The 19,958-nt window shown below is 57.5% G+C and carries 24 protein-coding genes; 20 read left to right on the top strand and 4 right to left on the bottom strand.

Annotation, left to right across the window (positions count from 1 at the left end; all coding sequences use genetic code 11):
* Positions 1–156 precede the first annotated feature (156 nt).
* The 3 genes from kbl to I5L79_RS21840 all read left to right on the top strand — a co-directional run bounded on the left by kbl (position 157) and on the right by I5L79_RS21840 (position 3,607).
* Entirely contained in the window at positions 157–1,404 is a 1,248-nt protein-coding gene (gene kbl / locus I5L79_RS21850) for a glycine C-acetyltransferase (RefSeq protein ID WP_196957219.1), read from the top strand.
* An 84-nt stretch (positions 1,405–1,488) separates the two neighbouring features.
* Positions 1,489–2,964, top strand: a complete 1,476-nt coding sequence (locus I5L79_RS21845; protein WP_196957218.1) for an AAA family ATPase — start codon at positions 1,489–1,491, stop codon at positions 2,962–2,964.
* The gene (locus I5L79_RS21840) at positions 2,954–3,607 is read left to right on the top strand and encodes a hypothetical protein (protein WP_196957217.1); all 654 of its coding nucleotides are present in this window, start codon (positions 2,954–2,956) and stop codon (positions 3,605–3,607) included. The genes I5L79_RS21845 and I5L79_RS21840 overlap by 11 nt, the downstream gene beginning before the upstream one ends.
* A 49-nt stretch (positions 3,608–3,656) precedes the next feature.
* Here I5L79_RS21840 and cdaA read toward each other — a convergent pair whose 3' ends face one another.
* Both cdaA and folP read right to left on the bottom strand, forming a co-directional pair.
* Positions 3,657–4,484 (bottom strand): diadenylate cyclase CdaA, encoded by an 828-nt coding sequence (gene cdaA, locus I5L79_RS21835; protein WP_196957216.1) that lies wholly within the window; start codon positions 4,482–4,484, stop codon positions 3,657–3,659.
* Positions 4,481–5,368: a dihydropteroate synthase gene (folP, locus tag I5L79_RS21830; protein WP_196957215.1), complete on the bottom strand. Its 888-nt coding sequence runs from the start codon at positions 5,366–5,368 to the stop codon at positions 4,481–4,483. Before folP ends, cdaA begins: the two co-directional genes overlap by 4 nt.
* A gap of 127 nt (positions 5,369–5,495) precedes the next feature.
* Between folP and I5L79_RS21825 the strand changes: the two genes are divergently transcribed.
* The 6 genes from I5L79_RS21825 (at position 5,496) to I5L79_RS21800 (ending at position 10,479) form a co-directional block, all read left to right on the top strand.
* On the top strand, positions 5,496–6,041 hold the full coding sequence (locus I5L79_RS21825; protein ID WP_196957214.1) for a DUF1599 domain-containing protein: 546 nt from the start codon (positions 5,496–5,498) through the stop codon (positions 6,039–6,041).
* Positions 6,042–6,206: 165 nt separating this feature from the next.
* On the top strand, positions 6,207–7,307 hold the full coding sequence (locus I5L79_RS21820; protein WP_196957213.1) for a BT_3928 family protein: 1,101 nt from the start codon (positions 6,207–6,209) through the stop codon (positions 7,305–7,307).
* Between the two features lie 129 nt (positions 7,308–7,436).
* Positions 7,437–8,492, top strand: a complete 1,056-nt coding sequence (locus I5L79_RS21815) for an ABC transporter permease (protein WP_196957212.1) — start codon at positions 7,437–7,439, stop codon at positions 8,490–8,492.
* 32 nt (positions 8,493–8,524) lie between these two features.
* Positions 8,525–9,178, top strand: coding sequence for an HAD family hydrolase (locus I5L79_RS21810; RefSeq protein WP_196957211.1), 654 nt, complete (start codon positions 8,525–8,527; stop codon positions 9,176–9,178).
* 59 nt (positions 9,179–9,237) lie between these two features.
* On the top strand, positions 9,238–9,759 hold the full coding sequence (locus tag I5L79_RS21805; protein ID WP_196957210.1) for a shikimate kinase: 522 nt from the start codon (positions 9,238–9,240) through the stop codon (positions 9,757–9,759).
* Between the two features lie 69 nt (positions 9,760–9,828).
* The gene (locus tag I5L79_RS21800; protein ID WP_196957209.1) at positions 9,829–10,479 is read left to right on the top strand and encodes a sterol desaturase family protein; all 651 of its coding nucleotides are present in this window, start codon (positions 9,829–9,831) and stop codon (positions 10,477–10,479) included.
* A 75-nt stretch (positions 10,480–10,554) separates the two neighbouring features.
* Here the strand turns inward: I5L79_RS21800 and I5L79_RS21795 are convergent, their stop codons facing one another.
* Positions 10,555–10,731, bottom strand: a complete 177-nt coding sequence (locus I5L79_RS21795) for a hypothetical protein (protein ID WP_196957208.1) — start codon at positions 10,729–10,731, stop codon at positions 10,555–10,557.
* Between the two features lie 298 nt (positions 10,732–11,029).
* Positions 11,030–12,139 (bottom strand): XRE family transcriptional regulator, encoded by a 1,110-nt coding sequence (locus tag I5L79_RS21790; protein ID WP_196957207.1) that lies wholly within the window; start codon positions 12,137–12,139, stop codon positions 11,030–11,032.
* A gap of 60 nt (positions 12,140–12,199) precedes the next feature.
* Between I5L79_RS21790 and I5L79_RS21785 the strand changes: the two genes are divergently transcribed.
* The 11 genes from I5L79_RS21785 to I5L79_RS23700 all read left to right on the top strand — a co-directional run bounded on the left by I5L79_RS21785 (position 12,200) and on the right by I5L79_RS23700 (position 19,955).
* The gene (locus I5L79_RS21785; RefSeq protein WP_196957206.1) at positions 12,200–12,496 is read left to right on the top strand and encodes a hypothetical protein; all 297 of its coding nucleotides are present in this window, start codon (positions 12,200–12,202) and stop codon (positions 12,494–12,496) included.
* 34 nt (positions 12,497–12,530) lie between these two features.
* Positions 12,531–12,956: a hypothetical protein gene (locus I5L79_RS21780; RefSeq protein WP_196957205.1), complete on the top strand. Its 426-nt coding sequence runs from the start codon at positions 12,531–12,533 to the stop codon at positions 12,954–12,956.
* A gap of 180 nt (positions 12,957–13,136) precedes the next feature.
* Positions 13,137–13,457, top strand: a complete 321-nt coding sequence (locus tag I5L79_RS21775; RefSeq protein ID WP_196957204.1) for a MerR family transcriptional regulator — start codon at positions 13,137–13,139, stop codon at positions 13,455–13,457.
* A 13-nt stretch (positions 13,458–13,470) separates the two neighbouring features.
* Positions 13,471–14,271, top strand: coding sequence for a hypothetical protein (locus I5L79_RS21770; protein WP_196957203.1), 801 nt, complete (start codon positions 13,471–13,473; stop codon positions 14,269–14,271).
* Between the two features lie 45 nt (positions 14,272–14,316).
* A complete protein-coding gene (locus tag I5L79_RS21765; RefSeq protein ID WP_196957202.1) occupies positions 14,317–15,117 on the top strand; it encodes a hypothetical protein in 801 nt (266 codons plus the stop codon).
* A complete protein-coding gene (dnaB, locus tag I5L79_RS21760) occupies positions 15,114–16,607 on the top strand; it encodes a replicative DNA helicase (protein ID WP_196957201.1) in 1,494 nt (497 codons plus the stop codon). The genes I5L79_RS21765 and dnaB overlap by 4 nt, the downstream gene beginning before the upstream one ends.
* Positions 16,608–16,801: 194 nt before the next feature.
* The gene (locus I5L79_RS21755; RefSeq protein WP_196957200.1) at positions 16,802–17,386 is read left to right on the top strand and encodes a hypothetical protein; all 585 of its coding nucleotides are present in this window, start codon (positions 16,802–16,804) and stop codon (positions 17,384–17,386) included.
* Between the two features lie 13 nt (positions 17,387–17,399).
* On the top strand, positions 17,400–17,765 hold the full coding sequence (locus I5L79_RS21750) for a hypothetical protein (protein WP_196957199.1): 366 nt from the start codon (positions 17,400–17,402) through the stop codon (positions 17,763–17,765).
* Between the two features lie 67 nt (positions 17,766–17,832).
* Positions 17,833–18,567, top strand: coding sequence for a hypothetical protein (locus I5L79_RS21745; RefSeq protein WP_196957198.1), 735 nt, complete (start codon positions 17,833–17,835; stop codon positions 18,565–18,567).
* A gap of 48 nt (positions 18,568–18,615) precedes the next feature.
* Entirely contained in the window at positions 18,616–19,515 is a 900-nt protein-coding gene (locus I5L79_RS21740) for a hypothetical protein (protein ID WP_196957197.1), read from the top strand.
* Entirely contained in the window at positions 19,512–19,955 is a 444-nt protein-coding gene (locus tag I5L79_RS23700; protein ID WP_196957196.1) for an HNH endonuclease, read from the top strand. Before I5L79_RS21740 ends, I5L79_RS23700 begins: the two co-directional genes overlap by 4 nt.
* The last annotated feature ends 3 nt before the right edge of the window (positions 19,956–19,958 follow it).

The raw sequence follows: 19,958 nt of genomic DNA, 5'->3' as shown, positions 1-19,958 counted from the left end.
AGCGGAGAGAAGCGGACGTTTGATACGGATGAGGCTGCAGAAAGGCTGACGAGCCGGCCAACTGCAAACCTACACTTCGCCGCCGCAATGCCGTACAGAAACCCTGCGTACTTTCGCAGAGCCGCCCACTCATTCACTTATTCTCTCCCTTACCGCATGTACACCACCCTCCAGCCCGACCTCCAGCAGCAGCTCCAGGAAATCAAAGATGCCGGCCTCTACAAGCAGGAGCGCATCATTACCTCGCCGCAGGGCGCCGAAATTGAAACCCAGGAAGCGGGGGAAGTGCTGAACTTCTGCGCCAATAACTACCTGGGGCTGAGCTCCCACCCCGAGGTAATCAAAGCCGCCAAAGAAGCCATTGACACCCACGGCTACGGCATGTCGTCGGTGCGCTTTATCTGCGGCACCCAGGATATTCACAAAGAGCTGGAAAAGAAGCTGGCCGAGTTCCTGGGCACCGAAGACACCATTCTCTACGCCGCGGCCTTCGACGCCAACGGGGGCGTGTTCGAGCCGTTGTTCAACGAGCAGGACGCCATTATCAGTGACGCCCTCAACCATGCCTCCATCATCGACGGGGTGCGCCTGTGCAAGGCCCAGCGCTACCGCTACGCCCACAACGACATGGCCGACCTGGAAGTCCAGCTGCAGGATGCCCAGGCCAAAGGCACCCGCCACCGCATCATCGTCACGGACGGCTCCTTTTCCATGGACGGCACCATTGCCCAGCTCGACAAAATCTGCGACCTGGCCGACAAGTACCAGGCCCTGGTGATGATAGACGAGTGCCACAGCATGGGTTTCCTGGGCAAAACCGGCCGCGGCACCCACGAGTACCGCAACGCTATGGGCCGCGTCGACATCATCACCGGCACACTGGGCAAGGCTCTGGGCGGGGCTATGGGCGGCTTTACGAGCGGCCGCAAGGAAATCATCGACATGCTGCGCCAGCGCAGCCGCCCCTACCTGTTCTCCAACACCCTAGCACCCGCCATTGTGGGCGCCTCCCTGCGGGTGCTGGAGCTGCTCACCGAAAGTACTCAGCTCCGCGACCAGCTCGAAGAAAACACCAAATACTTCCGCGAAAAGATGACGGAGGCCGGCTTCGACATCAAGCCCGGGGAGCACCCCATCGTGCCCGTCATGCTCTACGATGCCAAGCTGGCCCAGGAGTTTGCGGCTAAGATGTTGGAGAAAGGCATTTACGTGGTGGGCTTCTACTTCCCGGTAGTGCCCAAAGGCCAAGCCCGCATCCGGGTGCAGCTTTCCGCCGCCCACACCCGCGCCCACCTGGAAAAAGCCGTAGCCGCGTTTATCGAGGTAGGCAGGGAGCTGGGTACCCTAAAAGACCGTAGCGCCCAGCAGCCGGAAGGCGGCCAGGTAGTAACGAACACGCCGTAAGGTTAGCTAAAGTGCCTTTTGTAAAAGCCTGGCTGCTTACGTAGCCGGGCTTTTTCTTCGTATCATTGGTTTAAAACTGCTGCTATGCTAACCCGACTCTCTGTTTCAGGCTTTAAAAACTTGGTGGGTGTAGATGTTCGTTTTGGACCTTTTACCTGTATTGCAGGTACGAATGGGGTAGGTAAATCGAACCTGTTTGATGCCATTACTTTTTTAAGCTATCTGGCCACCTATCCTCTGCAAGAAGCCGCTTTGATGGTGCGTGATGAGCAAAACAAGACAGGCGACCTACGAAGCTTGTTTACTCGTACCGGAGACGAGCATGTGGCACAGATGTCATTTGCGGCAGAAATGATTGTGCCAATGCAGGGCACGGACGATTTAGGACAAACAGCCGATGCTTCTATATCTTTTCTTCGATATGAGCTAGTGCTAGGCTATGAGGAATCATCTACCATCAGCACGGTTGGTAGGTTGGTATTACTCTCGGAAAGGCTGGTGCATATTAACCGGGGTGATGCAGCACGTAAGCTAGGTTTTGCACATCGACCTGATTGGCGTAATAGTGTTATCAAAGGCAGGCGTACAGCGCCATTTATTAGTATAGGTGCGGAACGGGACCATACTGTTATTCAAAGGCACCAAGAGGGCAACCAAGGCCGAACGTGGAAGTATTCTGCTTCTACTCTAACGCGCACGGTTCTATCAGCCAGTACTGCTGCCGAAGCTAGTACGGCTCTATTGGCTAAGCAAGAGATGCAGTCGTGGCGTTTACTGCAACTTGAGCCAACAGCTTTACGCCGCCCCGATAGTTTTATGGCTACTACTCGCTTGGGATCAGACGGGTCGCATTTACCAGCTACCTTATACCGTTTAGCCCGGCAGGATGGGGCCGAACACGAAAATGAACACTACGCACAAATAGGTAATCGGCTAAATGAATTGAATGAAGATGTAAAGCGCGTCCGAATTGACCGGGATGATAAAAGAGAATTGCTAACGCTGGAAATAGAAGACCGTTCTGGTACCCGTCATTCAGCCCGTGCCCTTTCAGATGGTACGCTACGCTTCTTGGCACTCACTGTTATTGAGGAGGACCCTCAACTTGGCGGGGTGCTTTGTCTGGAAGAGCCAGAAAATGGAATTCATCCAGCCAGAATCCCAGCTATGCTAGAGTTACTACAAGATATAGCTACTGATCCTACTATTCCCATTGGACCTGATAACCCGTTACGCCAAGTGATTATTAATACGCACTCTCCAGCTGTAGTGCAGCTTATTCCGCAGGATTGCTTAGTAATAGCCGACAGAATCAGTAACAGAGAAGGGGGCAAAACGGTAAGCCGAGTACGATTTAGCGCTGTCCCTGATACATGGCGCGTAGTGGATAATCCAACGGCTTCAGTAGTACAGCTTGGCAAGCTATTGGATTATCTTAATCCGGTTCCTTATAAAATAGCTCGCCGGGCTAAAGGCGAACGGCTTATTGACCGGGCCGATATTCAACAGCTATCCTTATTCCCGGCAGCCAGCCTTACTCCTGAACCTCATGCCGCTTAGGGTTACTATAGTAGCAGACGGCAGTTCTGATCAAGCCTTAAAAGCCATTGTTGAATGGCTGCTAGAACAGCATTTGCCTATTGAAGAAGCCTTTGAAGTGGTAGTGGCCGACCTGCGGCAGGTGCCACGTCCACCCAGTCAGCCAAAAGAGAGGCTGCGCCAGTCGTGGCAGTTATTTCCGGGTGATGTGCTTTTTGTACATCGTGACGCGGAGAAAGAACCTTTAGTTGTGCGCCAACAGCAAATCGATGAATGGGTAGCAACCTCTTTCATTGCTCCTCCTGACTATGTTAAAGTTATACCAGTACGTATGACAGAAGCTTGGCTGCTGACTGATGAGGCCGCTATTAGGGAGGCCGCTGGTAACCCTAATGGGACCATGCCTCTGCACCTGCCTGCTAGTAGCCGCTTGGAGGCTCTGCCTGACCCTAAAGAAGTATTGTTGGCAGCTTTACGAATAGCCACTGGAAATACCGTACGCCGACGTCGTTCCTTTAATGAGCGACAGGCTGTACACTTGGTAGCCGATTTTACTCGTGACAACGGGTTCCAGGCATTGCGTGTGCTAGAGTCATTCCGCATGCTAGAAACCGAAGTAAATCACTTTATCCAGCAGCATTATTATTACCCTATTAAAACCTAGTCAGAGCCTTATAACCAAAATTTGGAATTCAGCTGCCATTCCACGTTCTCTACGCGGCAACCTCCGCCGCGGGAGTGGCGGGGCGGGGGGCACCGTCGAAGAGGAACTCGTTGAGGCGGGCGCGCAGGTCGGCGGGGGCCAGGTTGCGGAACACTTCCCCGCCGCGTACCAGCGAAATCTGGCCGGTTTCCTCGCTCACCACCAGCACCACGGCGTCCGTCACCTCGCTCAGCCCGATGGCGGCGCGGTGGCGCAAACCCATGGACGCCGGCACATCGGGGTTTTCGCTTACGGGCAGTATGCAACGGGCGGCCTGCAGCCGGTTGCGGGTGATGATAACGGCCCCATCGTGCAGGGGCGAGGTCTTGTTGAAAATGCTCATCAGCAGCCGCTTGCTGATGGCGGCGTCAATCAGGTCGCCGGAGTCAGCAAAGAACTGTAGGTCGGAGCCCTGGGTGAAGGCAATGAGGGCGCCGGTGTTTTTGCCCGCCAGGCTTTTGGCGGCTTCCACGAAAGGCGTGATGTTCATTTTCTCGGCCGTGGTGTCGCGGCGCCAGGCAAACATGCGCATTCGCTCAAAGGTGGTGGCCTTGCCGATGTTGAGCAGAAACCGCCGGATTTCCTGCTGAAACAGAATAATACTGGCCAGCACCCCCACGCTCATAAACTGCCCCAGAATGGAAGTAAGCAGCTCCATGCCCGCCGCCCGCACCACCAGGTACAGCAGGTAGATGGACATCAGCCCCAGAAATACCTTGAGGGCCACGCTGCCCGTGAGCAGCTTGTAGAGCTGGTAGAACAGCACCGTCACCAGCAGCACGTCTACCACGTCCAGCCAGCCGATGCGCAGGAAGCCGAGGGTAAACGAGCCAATCATGGGGAAACGGGAACAGGGTAGGAGTTGCGCACGAGTTGTATGGTCTGCACGGCTTCGGCTACGTCGTGTACGCGCAGCACCCGGGCGCCGTTGAGCAAGGCCATGGTATGGACGGCAATAGTTCCGGTGAGGGCTGCATCGGGAGTAAGGCCGAGGGGCTTGTACACCATCGATTTGCGCGAGACGCCCACCAGCAGCGGAAGGCCCAGCAGCTGTAGCTCGGGCAGGCGCCGCAGCAGCTCGTAGCCCTGCTGCGGGGTTTTGGCAAAGCCGAAGCCCGGGTCCAACAGCACGTCCACCACGCCGGCGGCCCGCAGCGCCGCCAGCCGGCTTCGGAAAAAGCGCACCATCTCTAGCACCAGATCGTGGGCGTAGTGCGTGTGCTGGGCCATAGTTTGGGGCGTGCCGCGCAGGTGCATCAGCACGTAGGGCACGCCCAGCCGGCCGGCCGTAGCCAGCAGCTCCTCGTCCAGGGTGCCCGCACTGATGTCGTTGAGAATGTCGGCGCCCAGGGCTACGGCCTCGGTGGCTACCCCGGCCCGGAAGGTATCCACGGACAGAAATGCCTCAGGGAAGGCCTCCCGCACGGCCTGCAGGGCGGGCAGCACGCGGCGCTTTTCCTCGTCTTCGGGTACCTCTGTGGCGCCGGGGCGGGTGCTGTAGCCGCCCAGGTCGAGAATAGCGGCTCCGGCCTGCAGCATGGTTTCGGCCCGGCGCAGCAGCTCATCGGTGGCCTGCACGCGGCTACCCTGGTAGAAGGAGTCGGGGGTGAGGTTGAGGATGCCCATTACCTGCGGGCGGCGCAAATCGAGCACGCGTCCGCGGGGGCAACGCAGGGTTTGCCTGGCCGAAAAGCACGTATCTTGCGCAGCTGTGAGGGTCATGAGAGCACGAAAGTGTAAGCCGGCCCGCCGCGCAGGCGGCCCGCCGCAAAGGTGAGGTATTCGCCCGAAACGGCGCCGCCGGCAACGCCCGGAATGGTCCGAAGTTTTTAAATCTAGCCTGAAAATCTTGCACAACCAAACCCAGCACGAGTACGACCAGGTAATCAGCCAGTGCCGCGCGCTGTTTCTGGCCAAGACGCACGACTACGGCACAGCCTGGCGCATTCTGCGCCTGCCTTCCGTTACCGACCAGCTCTACATCAAGGCCCAGCGCATCCGGTCTATCCAGGAAAAAGGCACCCAATTGGTCGACGAAGGCATCGAAGGCGAGTTCGTGGCCATTGTGAACTACTGCCTGATTGCGCTGATGCAGCTGCGCCTGCCCGCCGACGCACCCCTGGAGCTAGACCCCGCAGAGGTTACCGCCGCCTACGACCACGAGGTGGACCTCACGCGCCAACTGCTGTTCGCCAAAAACCACGACTACGGGGAGGCCTGGCGGCAGATGCGCATCGAAAGTATTACCGACATCATCCTGATGAAGCTGCACCGCACCAAGCAGATCGAAGACCTGCAGGGCCGCACGCGCGTGTCGGAAGGGGTGGAGGCCAACTACCGCGACATGCTCAACTATGCCGTGTTCTGTTTGATAAAAATGGGAGTTAGTGCCTAGTTGGTCGTGCATCGTGCTTCGTAACTGGACGAGAAAAATGCCGTTTGGTGCAAGCGGCATCCGTAACTTGCACCGTATCCCTACACCTGTCTTAATCTGCGTTCCAGCCGTAGTACCCATGGCTTTTTCCAAGCACTGGGCACTACGTACTAAGCACTACTTACCATGAGACAACTCACGCGCATTTGCTGGCTGCTGCTGGGGGTGCTGTTTATTTTTTCGGGGCTGATCAAGCTCAACGACCCCGTGGGCACGGCCATCAAGCTGGAAGAATATTTCGAGGTATTCGCGGTGGATTTCGGACGGTTCTTTCTGGCTTTCAAGCCTCAGGCCCGCCTGATTTCGCTCGTGCTCAGCTCCCTGGAAGTGATTCTGGGCGTGGCCCTGCTGCTGCGCTGGCACCTGCGCAAAACCCTCTGGACGCTGCTGGTGCTGCTGGTGTTCTTTACCTTTCTTACGTTCTACTCGGCTGCGTTCAACAAAGTAACCGACTGCGGCTGCTTCGGCGACTTCATCAAGCTCACGCCCTGGCAGTCGTTCAGCAAGGATGTGCTGCTGCTGGTGCTGTGGGTTGTGGTTTTCTTCAACCAGAAGCACCTGCGGCGCGTGTTTGCCAAGGGCACGCTGGGCGTAGTGTATATCACCGTAACAGCGTCGGTGGCCATTGGTATTGGCGTGTACGCGCTGGGCCACCTGCCATACTTTGATTTCCTGCCCTATAAAGTCGGCAACGACATCGGCAAGCTCATGAAGCCCTCGGCGCCGCTGCGCTACAAGTACATCATGGAGCGCGGGGGCCAGAGCCAGGAGTTTACGGAGTACCCCACCGATACCACCTGGAAGTTCAAGCAGATGGTGACGCTGAACCCGGAGGCCGCGCCCAAAATCACGGATTTCCGGGTGTGGAACGATGAGGGCGACTTCACCCCCAAGATTCTGCAGGGCAACAAGCTGCTGCTCATTGTGCAGAACACCGATAAAGCCGACCGGGACCGGTTCGTGGTCATCAACCAGCTGGTGCAGTCGGTAGACTCCTCGCGCAAGAAAACGGAGTTTCTGGTGGTCACCAGCAGCAGCCCGGCTGAGTTCGACGCCTTCCGCCACGAGGTAAACTTGGCGGCCCCGTTCTACTACGCCGATGCTACCGTGCTTAAAACCATGATTCGCTCCAACCCCGGCTTTATCCTGCTCAAGGACGGCGTGGTGAAAGGCAAGTTCCACTACCACGACATCCCCAGCCGCGCCAAAGTAGAGGAGCTGTTGTAAAAAGGGACTTGGGGTCTTAGGGGTTTAGGGACTTGGTTTCCGTTCTAACTAACAACGGCTTGTTGGTTTATTGAACTGCAAACCAAGTCCCCAAGTCCCCAAGTCCCTGAGTCCCCAAGACCCAAAATCATGCTTGGATTTCTTTTTCGGCGGGTGTGGCAGGGGGCGCTGGTGCTGGTGGGCGTGGCCCTCACGGTGTTTTTCCTATTTAACGTGCTGCCCGGCGACCCGGTAGCCTTGCTGGCCGGCCAACGCTCCGACGCCGCCACCCGTGCCGCCATTGCCGCCGACCTGGGCCTCGACCAGCCCTTGCCCTTGCAGCTGGCCGGCTACCTCAACGACGTATCACCCATCGGGCTGCACCCACGCGACTCGGCGGGCGTGGCCAAGTATGGCGGCGTGGCGCTGCTGCCGCTGGGCAAGCAGGCCGTAGTGCTGAAGAAGCCGTATCTGCGTCGCTCGTTTCAAAGCAACAAGGAAGTGCTCAGCATTTTGGCTGACCACTTCACCGGTACGCTGTGGCTGGCGCTGGCAGCTATGGCCCTGGCGGCTTCGGTGGGTATTGCGCTGGGCGTTGTGGCTGCCCTGCGCCCGCACTCCTGGCTCGACCGCGCCCTGATTTCGGTGTCGGTGCTGGGTATTTCGGTGCCTTCGTTTGTGGCGGCCATACTCATTGCCATGACGTTCGGCTTTTACTGGAGCCATTGGACTGGCCTCAACCTCACCGGGCAGCTCTACGAAACCGACCCCTTCACGGGCCGCCATCTGGTGCTGCGCAACCTGCTGCTGCCGGCTTTTGCGCTGGGCATCCGGCCGCTGGCGGTTATTGTGCAGCTCACGCGCAGCTCCATGCTGGAGGTGATGAGCCAGGACTACATCCGTACGGCGCGGGCCAAGGGCTTATCCGGCTACGGCGTGGTAGTGGGGCATGCCCTGCGCAATGCCCTCAACCCGGTAGTTACGGCCGTTTCGGGCTGGCTGGCTTCGCTCATGGCAGGCGCATTTTTTATCGAATACATCTTCAACTGGAAAGGCCTGGGCACCGTCACGCTCCGCGCCGTGGAGAACCTCGATTTCCCGGTGGTAATGGGCGCTACCATCTTTATTGCGGCCCTGTTTGTGCTGGTGAATATCGTGGTAGATGTGCTGTATGCTGTGCTCGACCCGCGCGTAAAGCTGAGCTAGCCGGGCTTCTTTTTCTTTCTCTACTGCTCCTGATGAAGGCATTTATTTTCGACCTCAACGGCACCATGATCCACGATATGGATTACCATACCCGGGCTTGGCAGTCGTTGCTGAATGAGGAGTTGGGCGGTTCCTTTACCTGGGAGGAAGTGAAGCCGCAGATGTACGGCAAAAACCAGGAAGTACTGGTGCGTATGCTGGGCGCAGGCCGCCTCACCGACGAAGAAATGCAGCGCCTCTCCCTGCAAAAGGAGCGGCGTTATCAGGCGGAATACCGCCCGCATCTGGCCCTTTTGCCCGGCCTGGCGGAGTTTCTGGAAAAGGCGCACCAGCGGCAAATACCCATGGCCATTGGCTCGGCCGCTATTCCGTTCAACATCGACTTCGTGCTGGATACGTTGGGTATCCGGCATTACTTCAGCGCCATCGTCAGTGCCGACAACGTCACGCTGAGCAAGCCCCACCCCGAAACGTTTCTGCAGGCCGCCGCGCAGCTCGGCGTGGCTCCGGCCGATTGTCTGGTGTTCGAAGACGTGCCGAAAGGGGCAGAAGCGGCGCTGAACGCGGGTATGCCGGCCGTCATCCTCACCACCACGCACCAGATCGAGGAGTTCAGTCACCTGCCCAACATCCGGCACTTCGCCCCTGACTTTCAGAACGCCTTTATGCAAGGTTTGGCAAAGTAGTCAGCCGCCCGGCCGCGCATGTATCTTGCTGCCCTGCATTACCTTTTGACTTTTTGTTTATGCGCCTGTTTCTGATTGGTATGCCCGGAGCCGGCAAAACCACCCTGGGCCGCGCCCTGGCTTTGCGCGGCGGCCTGCCGTTCCTGGACTTGGACGAGGAAATTGTACGGCAGGAGCAGCGCAGTGTGGCTGAAATCTTTTCGGCGGAAGGCGAAGCATATTTCCGGGCTGTAGAAGCGCGCCTGGTGCGCCAGCTGATTGAGCAGCATCCGCAACTGGTGCTGGCTACCGGGGGTGGGGCCCCTTGTTTCCATGATACCATGGATGCGCTGCTGGCCTCAGGCGTCACTGTATGGCTGGATGTGCCGGTGCCGGAACTGGTGGCGCGCCTGCACCGGGCCGCCGCGGCCCGGCCCCTGCTGGCCGCCCTGCCCGATGAGCAGGCGCTGAAACAGCGACTCACCGAAACCATAGCAGCCCGCCGCGGGTTTTACAGCAGAGCGGCGCTTCGTTGTGCCCCCCCGGCCTGCACACCTGATGCGTTGTGGGCCCTGGTGCAGCACTACCAGGCCACGGCTTAATATAGTAGCCCGATGCACGTTTGCGGGTTGATGGTTACTTTTGCGTTTTGAATCATTCTTTGCAGTACCATGGAACAGAAAGCTGCCCCAACCTCGGGACAACTGCATAAACCCAAACACAAAGGCTCGGCTCAGCTGTTCGAGAATCCTGTGCTGGAGCGCCTTACGCATACCCATATTGCCGCCCCTCTCAGCATTTTCTTCGGCGTGGCGGCCCTGAGCCTGTATTACAGCCTTAGCCGCGGCCTGCTCACGGGGCTGGCGGCTTTCGGGCTGTTTCTGGCGGGGTGGTTTGCCTTCACGCTGGTAGAGTATCTGATGCACCGCTTCCTCTACCATATTAAGCCCAGTACCCCGGGCCGGGCCAAGTTTCAGTACACCATGCACGGCGTCCACCATGAGTTCCCGAAAGACAAGACGCGGCTGGCTATGCCTCCCATCGTAACGGTATTCGTAGCTTCGCTGCTGTTCTTCATCTTCTGCTTCGTGTTCGGCAACGCAGGCTTTGGTATTCTCGCCGGTTTCGTGTTCGGCTACGCGCTGTATCTGTTTGTACACTACGCCATTCACGTGTACTCGCCGCCCAAAAACTTTCTGAAGTTCTGGTGGCATCACCACGCCCAGCACCACTACCGGCAGGATGAGGTGGCTTTCGGAGTATCCACCACCCTATGGGACCACATCGTCGGTACCATGCCCGAGAGTCGCAAAGCCGGCTAACTGGTTGTAAATAAATGCAAAAAGGCAGCCTGCGGGCTGCCTTTTTTGTTATGTCGTTATGAGGACATGAACAGCCTACCGGCGCCGCACCTTGCCCAGAATCCACCAGATCAGTAAAATCACCAGCACGACGCCAATGATTCCGGTCCAGGCGCCGGCCTTGAAAATGTCACCGATAACGTCGCAGCTGCTCAAGGAGAAAGTAAGTAGCACCAGCAGGCTCATGGCCAGCATTGAGCGGAAAGAGTTCATAGGAAAAGGCTTTTGGAAGAGAGGGAAGAGTCAGGAGACCGTCAGTGTGGGCGGCCAGTCTGTCTGATACTGTCCCTAAGCCCGAAAAGTTGACTTCAGCCTTATTCCGTAACTGCCTAAACGCAAAAAGCCTATCGTTTCCGATAGGCTTTTTGTTTGTGCGCTCCCTCCTGGGATCGTGCTTTCCACTTCATCTACTTGAAAGTCAGTACAGTTAGTTTTTTGCCATACCGGTTTCTATACCGGTTTAGTTGATTTGCCTGTAAAAAGCCTCCGCGCTCTCCAGTGGGGAGCGCGGCTATTCTTCGTTATCTGGCCTTTGTTGAAGCCGGTCCATTACGTAACGCATATCGGCTTCTAAACTTGCCACTTTGCGTACCATCGCAAAACGAGTATTAGGGAATTGGAAGTTGATACCTGCCTGTACACGCCACATCTCCAGCACCTCGCTTGCGGCCTGGTCGAAAGTGGGATACTCTTCATTGTCGGATTGCAACGCGAAGGCCCCGCGCTCCTTCCGCCGGTCAATGACGCGTTTTACCACAACTGCGGCATGCGTAACTATTACATATATATACCCCTCCTGAATCGACTCAGCCTGCAGGTCCACGAAGCGGGCTATTACCCAACTCTGTGGATAAAGAGTCGGGCTCATTGAGTTACCCGTTACCTCGAAGGCTCGGAAGGTCGCGTTGCGGAATTGCGGTAGTGGGATAGAGAAAGCTGGGAGCTTGTGGTAAAACTCCTGTTCCAAGTAGCGTGTTGGGTAACTCGCCTCAGCCTGTGTGCTTACCATTGCGATATTCTCCCGCTGGTCGGAGTCAACGGTAACCATTGGCACACCATGATAGCCTTTTCGAGACTCTGCTTCTATCAAACGTTGAAGCATCTCAAGGTCTGGGTCTCCTACTAAATAGTCTAGAGAGACACGATATAGCTGAGAGGCCGCTTCATGAAATTCAACATCCCATACATACTTGCCTGTGCCTTCAACAGCCCATTCTATTTTATGTAATTCATCTGCTGTTATTCCAAATGCTTTTGCAGCTTCATCTAAGCTAATGCCGCGAAGCTCTCTTATTCTCTTCAGTCTATTCAAATGGTAAAACCGCTCCCTACTCGCTTCCTGCGCTTCCTCGACAGCCTGCACAGGATCTTTATGCATGTATCCGCTCATTATCATTGGCTCTTCCCCATTTAAGAGCCAATCCATGCTGACGTTTTTGTACGCAGCTGCGATTTTTTGAAGCATCTCTGTTCCAGGGGTATTCTTCCTCTTCCCAAATAGGTCACTGATCGCGCTAGGAGTGATGCCTATTTTTTCCGCAAAATGCCTCTGGTTGCCATCTGCAAAAGAGTCAATTAAAATCCTAATACGCTGACTTATAGGATGCTCTTGCTTTTCCATTGAGGAATCAGAAAAAAAAGTTCGCTATTGCGTTTGACTTGTTCGCTATTGCGTATATCTTTGAAACAACAACAACAACGCACGCAATATACGGCGGGCCAAAAGATGCCTATGAATCAAACCACACCTGCCCTCACGATTCGGCAACTCATGCCTCCAGGCTTTCTGGCCGAACTCGCTAAGCGCACCGGGCTGCGCAATCCCTCTAACCTAGCTCAACTGGTGAGGATGGAGCAAACCACTAGTCGCCACTGGCCAGCGGTGTTGGGCTTAGCTAAGGAAACCAACCCCGAAGGCTTTGCCCAATGGGAATCTGCTCAAAAAGACCTCGCTCAAGCGGTTACCGCCGCTTCTTAATCACAACCAACCTTTCTCAACCTCCCTACTCAAAATGAAAGTAGTATCCTTCAGTGCCCCCTTGGTGCCACGCCTCTCCTGCGCCCGTCGGACGCACGGAAAGTTCGACATCCTCTCGGGCTTCCATCCGACCGACCGCCTGCATATCACGAGCCCGATTGAGGGTTTCGACGCGGGTACGATTCTCCCCGTCCTGGGCTTCTGCCTCTGCTTTGATGCTGAAGGCAACACCTACGCTGTGCGGGCCTATGTTTCCGGCTACGGCATTACTGCCGCCGGCCGCGAGGCTGTCCGCTTCCCCACGGCCTTCCAGCAGGAGGAAATATTCGCCGACCTGCCGCAATTCATTACTGAGCTGGATATGACGGAATGCGCCGATGCGGTGTGCTTGGAGCGACTGCATGAGGCTGTCATTATTCCGATGTACCCGAGCGCGGAACACATGCGCAAAGCGGCCTAGTGGGACAAAATAAACCCCGGCCGTTACCGCAGCCGGGGTTCCCTTTCATCAACCGCTCGCCTACTCAAGCCGAGCGTTTAATTGAAACAAAGATATGGATAATTCCACGAAAAGTCCAGAGGAGGCTGCAGTATGAACAGCGGCGTTCAAATCCCCGTGGAGTTGCTTCTGCCTCACGTCTTGCCTGCCTTTCAGGAGCAGATGCAGGCGTGGCTAGAGGCCCAGCCCCAGCCCGACCCACAGTACACGGTGCTGCAGGTGGCCGAGATTCTGAATCTGGACGAAAGCACCATCCGCAACTACTTCACCCTCCCGGCTACGCACCCGCTGGCCCTGCCCTGGGTGCCGTGCACGGATTCCGCCAAAGGTCGCCGGGTACTGCTCTCCGACCTCACCGCCTGGCAGCAGCGCAACCGCCGCACCAACCAGGTCATTCCCCTCACCGAAGATAAGCGCCCTGCCCGCCGTGGGGCCCTCCCCAAACGCCGCAGCGCGGTATAAGCACCCTTCAATTATGGCAATTACTAAAATTACTTACCAGCCAGCGCAGGCAGCCGAGGCTGCTGAGCAGGAGCGCTTGGAACGCCGCCGGTGGAACGAAATAGTTGTCACAGGTCTGCGGCAAATGTTGCCAACTGCTTTTCTTGAGTCTTTGCCTAAGACGATGAATGGCTATACGCAGACAGAAGCCGATTATTGGCTCGAGCCCGAAGTAGAGCCTATCCGGCCTGACTCTCACAAAATTCTGGTTTCAGGAATTGCCCCTTGCCACAATAGCTGGATTGCCAACTCGATGGCTCCAAGGTTTTTAAATGGGGTTTCCTTCTGGGCAGAGGAAGTGCTTCCAGGGGAGGAGATGGTCGAAGGGAATGTGTATTGCCTTCAATACATAGAGGAGTTGTCATTCGCGGGAACGATCAGAGCCTTTCGCTATTTGCGAAAGAAGCAAGGCTCTTTAGGCATGCGCATGATAATTCAAGATGATGCGGATGCCTGCCCGGACTGGACAGAAGACGGCTACGCGTGGCGCCACCCGAACCTTCGCCTCTATCGCTTTCTTCGGTATGAGTCATTTGCGGAAGTGGCATGTTGCCTACCTACCGCAGCGTTTCCCCGCCGCAACTGGGATGCATTGTACGCCAACCACGTAGCGTACGAGCAGCACAGGGAGAAAGAGCGGGCTCGGCGTCGTGAGCTATATGCTCAGCGCAAGCAGCCGAAAGCTCAAGAGCCTAGCCGACCCGTTATCGGCTTCTCCAAAATAAAGCGCATGCCAGCCGAGGTTGGCGGGTTCCAGCGGCGAAAAGCGGCCTGAGCAGGGGAGTAACGAATCGTTATACCCTTTGCCTCCCACCGTCGCATGAACTACTACACCCTGTTTAATTACTTCTGGCGAATAAAGCGTCTGGAGCATTCATTCACCCCCAACGAAATCGCCGTGTATCACGCTTTGGCGGATCACTGCAACCTGTTAGGGTGGAAGAATCCCTTCAACTTGTCTGTGGATGAACTACGGGTCAAGACTGGAATAAAGACGAAAGAGCCGCTGGACACGGCCCGCAACAAGCTGAAGCAATACGGGCTGCTTGATTACAAGAACGGGCAGGGGAGAGGCAATACCACACAGTATTTTTTAGTGCTGCCGCCGGGCTGCGAAGATGATGAGGGAGAAAAGGGTGATAAAAAGGGTATGAAAAACACCCCCTTTTCGCCCCCCTTTTCCTCCCCCTTTTCCCCGCCCTTTTCGCCCCCAGAAACTACCACAGTACATAAGAAGAAAACTAAACCAAAACGAAAAGAAGGAGCTAACGCTCCTCCGGTGGGCGAGGTTGAATTAAGTGCTGAGGAAAAGGAATTTCAGTGGGTGGGGGACAATACCCCCCGGGTTCTGGAAATGAAGAAACCGCTAACGGCTGAGCAATACAGGGCGTGTTGCTCGAAGTTCAGCAAAGCCGTTGTGCAGGACGTGTTGCAAGGCATGGAGAACCACGCCAAGCTGCTAACCGCCTACTTGAGTGCCAGCCTGACCCTCCAAGACTGGTGCAAACGCCGGGCCGGGCCGTTGCAAGGCAATACCCGCACCGCTTCAGTCAATGCCACCACCGCTACTGGCTCCATCAATCAAAAAGTAGCTGACCAACGAAAAACCAAGCCGACATGAACCCGCTCGAAAACTACTCCCACCTTCCGCAGAATTCCATTGAGCTGGAGCGGGCCGTGCTGGGTGTGATGCTTACCCAGCCAACGGGCCTGCGCGAAGCCCTGGAGCTACTCCGTGGTGGCGCCGACACGTTCTACCACCCGCCCCACCGACCCCTGTTCACGGCGATTCAGCGCCTGAACGCTACTGGCAAGACGGTAGATTATTACACCGTAGGCCAGTACCTGGCGCAAGTTGGCAAAATGCAGGCGGCCGGCGGCTCGCGCTACATTCAGGGTCTGCTGGCTAAGGCTCCATACGGCACCGGTATAGCCGATTACTGCCAGTACATGAACCTGCTGTGGGGCAAGCGGCGCGTTGGCGTATTGATGCACCAGCTTACCAAGGACGCGGCCGACCCAACAACGGACCTATCCGATCTGCTGGCTTCGGCTTACGCCACCATCAACCAGATTCAGGAGGGCCTGCAGGTACGGGGCACCTACACGCTCAGCGGCCTGCTCGATCAGGTAGCGGAGGAAATTGTAGCCGCGACCCTCAAACCCGGCGGTATTACGGGTATTCCTTCGGGCCTCGGCTCGATTGACGATGTGACCGGCGGTTGGCAGCCCTCGGACCTGATAATTGTGGCGGCCCGGCCTGGCGTTGGTAAAACCAGCTTTGCCCTGGCCAACGCCGTGCCCGCCGCCCTGGCTGGCTACCCCGGCGCCATCTTCAACCTGGAGATGAGCAACACGCAGATGGTGCGCAAAACCATAGCCACCGAGCTAGGGGAATACTCGACCAACCAGCTGGCAAAGGGCTACTTTCCCAGTGGAGGCGTAGAGGAGGCCCGCACGATTCGGGATCGGGTGACCCGGCTGGAGCAGGCGGAAATCTACCTCGAAGACACGCCCGGCCTTTCCATCGGGGAATTTCGCGCCAAAGCCGCCCGCCTCAAAGCCGAGCACGACATCCGCTGGATTGTTGTCGACTACCTGCAGCTGATGACTGGCGAGAAGAAAGGCAGCCGGGAGCAGGAAATCGGCAGCATCAGCCGGGGCCTGAAGCTCACGGCCAAGGAGTTGAACGTGCCGGTTATTGCCCTCTCGCAGCTCAGCCGGGCCGTGGAAAGCCGGGGAGGAGAAAAGAAGCCCATGCTCAGCGACCTACGCGAGTCCGGCAGCATTGAGCAGGATGCCGATGTAGTCGTGTTCCTCTACCGCCCTGAGTACTACAAGATCAAGGAGGACGAAATGGGCGAGTCCGTAGCAGATACCACGGAGGTGATTTTCGCCAAGCACCGCAACGGCCCGCTGGCTGAGGTGATAGTGGGCTCTACCATGAAGAACGGGCGCTATTTCGACCTGGAACCCGCAGCGCCAGTTGCCGAACCAGCGCCAGCGGAACACTTTGGGCCGCGCATCTTGCCCCTGAAGCTGCCCTCGCTCAGTACCCTGCGCACGGCCACCGCGAGCCACTTCTCCGACGACGGAGCCCCGGTCAGCTAACCAATGGAACAGTACTCGGAACCTACCCGGCAAGCCCTCGAAAAGGACTTGCACGGGGCCTCCACGGCCTACTTGTTGCAGCTCGGTCTGTACTTCAAACAGCGCGGCGGCCCTGGCTTTGAGTTAGTTAAGGCAGAAGTCCGCCGCCGAATTCGGCCCACAGCCCGCATTATTCCCCTCTACCCAGCCCAGCCATGAATACGCTCCCTCCCGTTCCCGATTCCCTCCGTGAGCTTGCCCGGAAGCAACTGGCCCGCCGCGACCAAGTGCAGCAGATACCCTCCCCCCGGCGCCGGATTCACAGCCTCGGCGTGTATGCCAAAACGGTGCGGGATATCATCGTTCAGCGCACCCGCCGCCCTGGCGGAAATCCGCACATCGACGGGGGCTGGGCCAACGCGGGGGAGTGGCAGAAGCTGCTGGGCCAGTTCGACAAGGCCGTGGGCGCTCTACGCACTGGTTGGCAGGCGCTTAAGGACGCTGAGCCAGCCGTGCAGCGTGTACTGGCAGCGTGGCAGGAGCAACATGGCGAGTGGCCCGACGAGGACAGCGAAGACTACTGGCTACTACTGGCGCCGGAACTGAACAAAGCGCGCGGCAACACGCACGAGCTGGTCGAAGCTGCCCTGCAACAGTGGGTAGCCACGATGGGGAAATACCTACACCTGTTGCGCACCAGCCAGTACATCGACGGGCCACTGGCCAAGGCTGGCGAGCTTGATAACTGCCGGAAACTTCACCCTACCAACCGACTGCCGGGCGCCTCAGCTGCGGCTTAATCTTACCCCAACCATGACAGAAGCAAAAACCCTTGCCGAACGCTATGCGGACGTCGAAACCAAGGTTACGAGCATCCTGGCGAACATCGACTACTTCATAGAGGTGGCCTCTCCCAGCCAGCGCGGGGAATGGGAAGTCCTAAAAGAAAAGGGACAGCAGGCCTGGAGTCAAGCGCAGGCCGCCCGGGAGAAACAGAAGCAGGCCCACGGCAAAGCATGGGAGGCCACGGCCACCGATGGCCCACACAAGCCCGCGCAAGAAGCTATGCAGCTGCTTCAGGAGTCCGGCCAAGAGGATGCCCGCACCGCAGCCTTGCTGATTGACTTCCTGGGTGAATACGCCCGCATGACCATCGGCTACCCCTCAGACCCTTGGTAAGACTGGCCCCGGAAGTAGTCCATTCTGCTGAATAACATTGACTTACACCTTTTACACCTTTTCTACCATGAGCGAAATCCGAGAAATCCTCCCCCAAGGCAACCTGTATCAAGGACGGGTATGCGACTTTCACCCACCTGTAGCGCCCGAACGATATGCCCAGGAGGTGCGTGAAGGCTACTCCCGCCGCCACATGGCTATCAAGGAAGCGGCAGCACAGGGCCGCCTCATCGGCGTAAACTTTATGCACTTCGAGTACGCGCCGAACGCGGAACGGGCCATGCACACCCGGTACGCCGAGGGCGTCAACCTCTATCCTCAGTACCCTTTCCTGCATCTGTTCCTGACGCTGGCCTGCCCGTGGCGCAAGCTCGCGGTACTGGTAGAAGAGGAGGAAACGCCCTGGACACCGCAGCAGATTCAGGATGAAGACGAGCTGCTAACGCTCAACGGCTGGCGCGTGTACCGCCTCCCTGGCCACGCGGCCCGAACCTTCCAAAAGGATGTACTGCCCGACCACATCAGCTACGGCCTGGAAAACGGCTGGCAGGCGGACGGGGAGGCGGAAGAATGGGAAAAGCTGCAGCCGCAGATGCGCCGGGTGACTATCGATGGCTTTTTCAAGTGGCTCCGCAAAGAGCACTTCTCACAAGGCGCGCTGAAGTGGTACCGCAACCGGGACCGGCAGTTGGTCAGCTCCTACATCGCCCGCAACCAGTTCGTGCTGACCTCAGACGAAATCACCGCCGGCACGGCCCACGACTTTGAGGGCGACCATCTGGACTTTGGGCCGGTGCCGTAGCCACCCAGCTTTCCGCCGCAACACTTCATACTTAACTCATTCAACGCCATGTACTACAAAATCCTAGAGAAGATTTCCGCTGAGGACAACCTCGCCCAGCTTTTCAACGCCTACATGCGCCGGCTCTCCACGATGGAGGTCATAAGCGCCCCGAACACCAGCATGGGCGAGTTCACCCAGCTATTGAAAGAACTATGCACCGATGAGGGCGCCCGCCTCAAAGAGCCCAGCACCCGCGCCACCCAAACCTGGGACTTTAGTATGCCCCGGTTCTATATGCTGCATATGCTCAACGGCTCGCTGAATGACCTGCACAGCGAGGTAATCGAATCCATAGCCCTGCTGACGGAATTATTCGACGTGTATGATGGCGACCTGAAACGGTACGCTATCGAGAAGCGGATGGACAGCATCAACGAGCACGGCAGCGAAGAGGACTCTGACTGGGTGGAAGATGGCATTGGCCCGGATGGGCAGAAGTGGAAAGCCTCCTTCAAGGACGACGAGGAAAGCCTCGCCCCCTACACGCTTCGCAGTGACCTGCAGCAGTTCTTTGATGGCTCCGATTCTACGGGGGAACACATTGGCAGCAGCCAGCCTGCCGACTTTGCCCTGTTTTCCAGCGTAGTAGCCAGCGCCACCGACTTCAGCCCGTTCAAATTCTTTCGGGACCAGCTGGGCAAGGAGATACCGAAGTACCGCCAAACGGAAGACGGGGAGATGGTGCAGATGTCCACGGCCGACGAAGTGGAGAGCGAGATAAATGAGGACCTGCACAACCGCTCCATCGTTGGGTACTTCGACCAGGTGTTGACTGCCGGGAAGGAGGCCAGCCGCATGCAGACGTTTGCCACGCAGGCGGAACACTACAAGGAGCTTCTGGAGCACCTGAAAAACATGCGGGACGTCACCCTCGGGCCTTGCACCTTCAGTGTTGAACTGCCGTGAAAAAGCTCCGCCGAACCATTCGGGAGGAGTGCCCAGAAACCGGCATCGTGACTTACTACACGGTGCCGGCCCTTGGCTACTCTCGGCCCAACCGCAAGCCCGCCGACGAGCAGCAGCCGACCAAAGCCTCAACGGCCAAACGCCGCCGGGCCCGCGCCAAACTGATACGCCACCCGGCCGCCGACATTCCCGCCGCCACGCCACGCCCGGCCTTTGACGACCCCGCCTGGCTGGTTGTTACCGCCGACGTGCTGTCCGCCGGCAAGTGCGCCAAATGCCGATCTACCAAACGGCTCACCGTCGATCACATTATACCGCTGTGTATGGGTGGGGGCAACCACCGCGGCAACCTGCAGTGCCTCTGTCGCCGCTGCAACCGCCATAAGGGCAGCCGCCTGCCCGCTAACGACTTCGTGTACACCCTCCGGGTGGCCGCATAAAAC

Origin of the sequence: Hymenobacter guriensis, from assembly GCF_015773195.1 — a bacterium.
Lineage (GTDB): Bacteria > Bacteroidota > Bacteroidia > Cytophagales > Hymenobacteraceae > Hymenobacter > Hymenobacter guriensis.
Note: the sequence above shows the minus strand (reverse complement) of the source record. Positions and strands in the feature narration are given on the sequence as shown.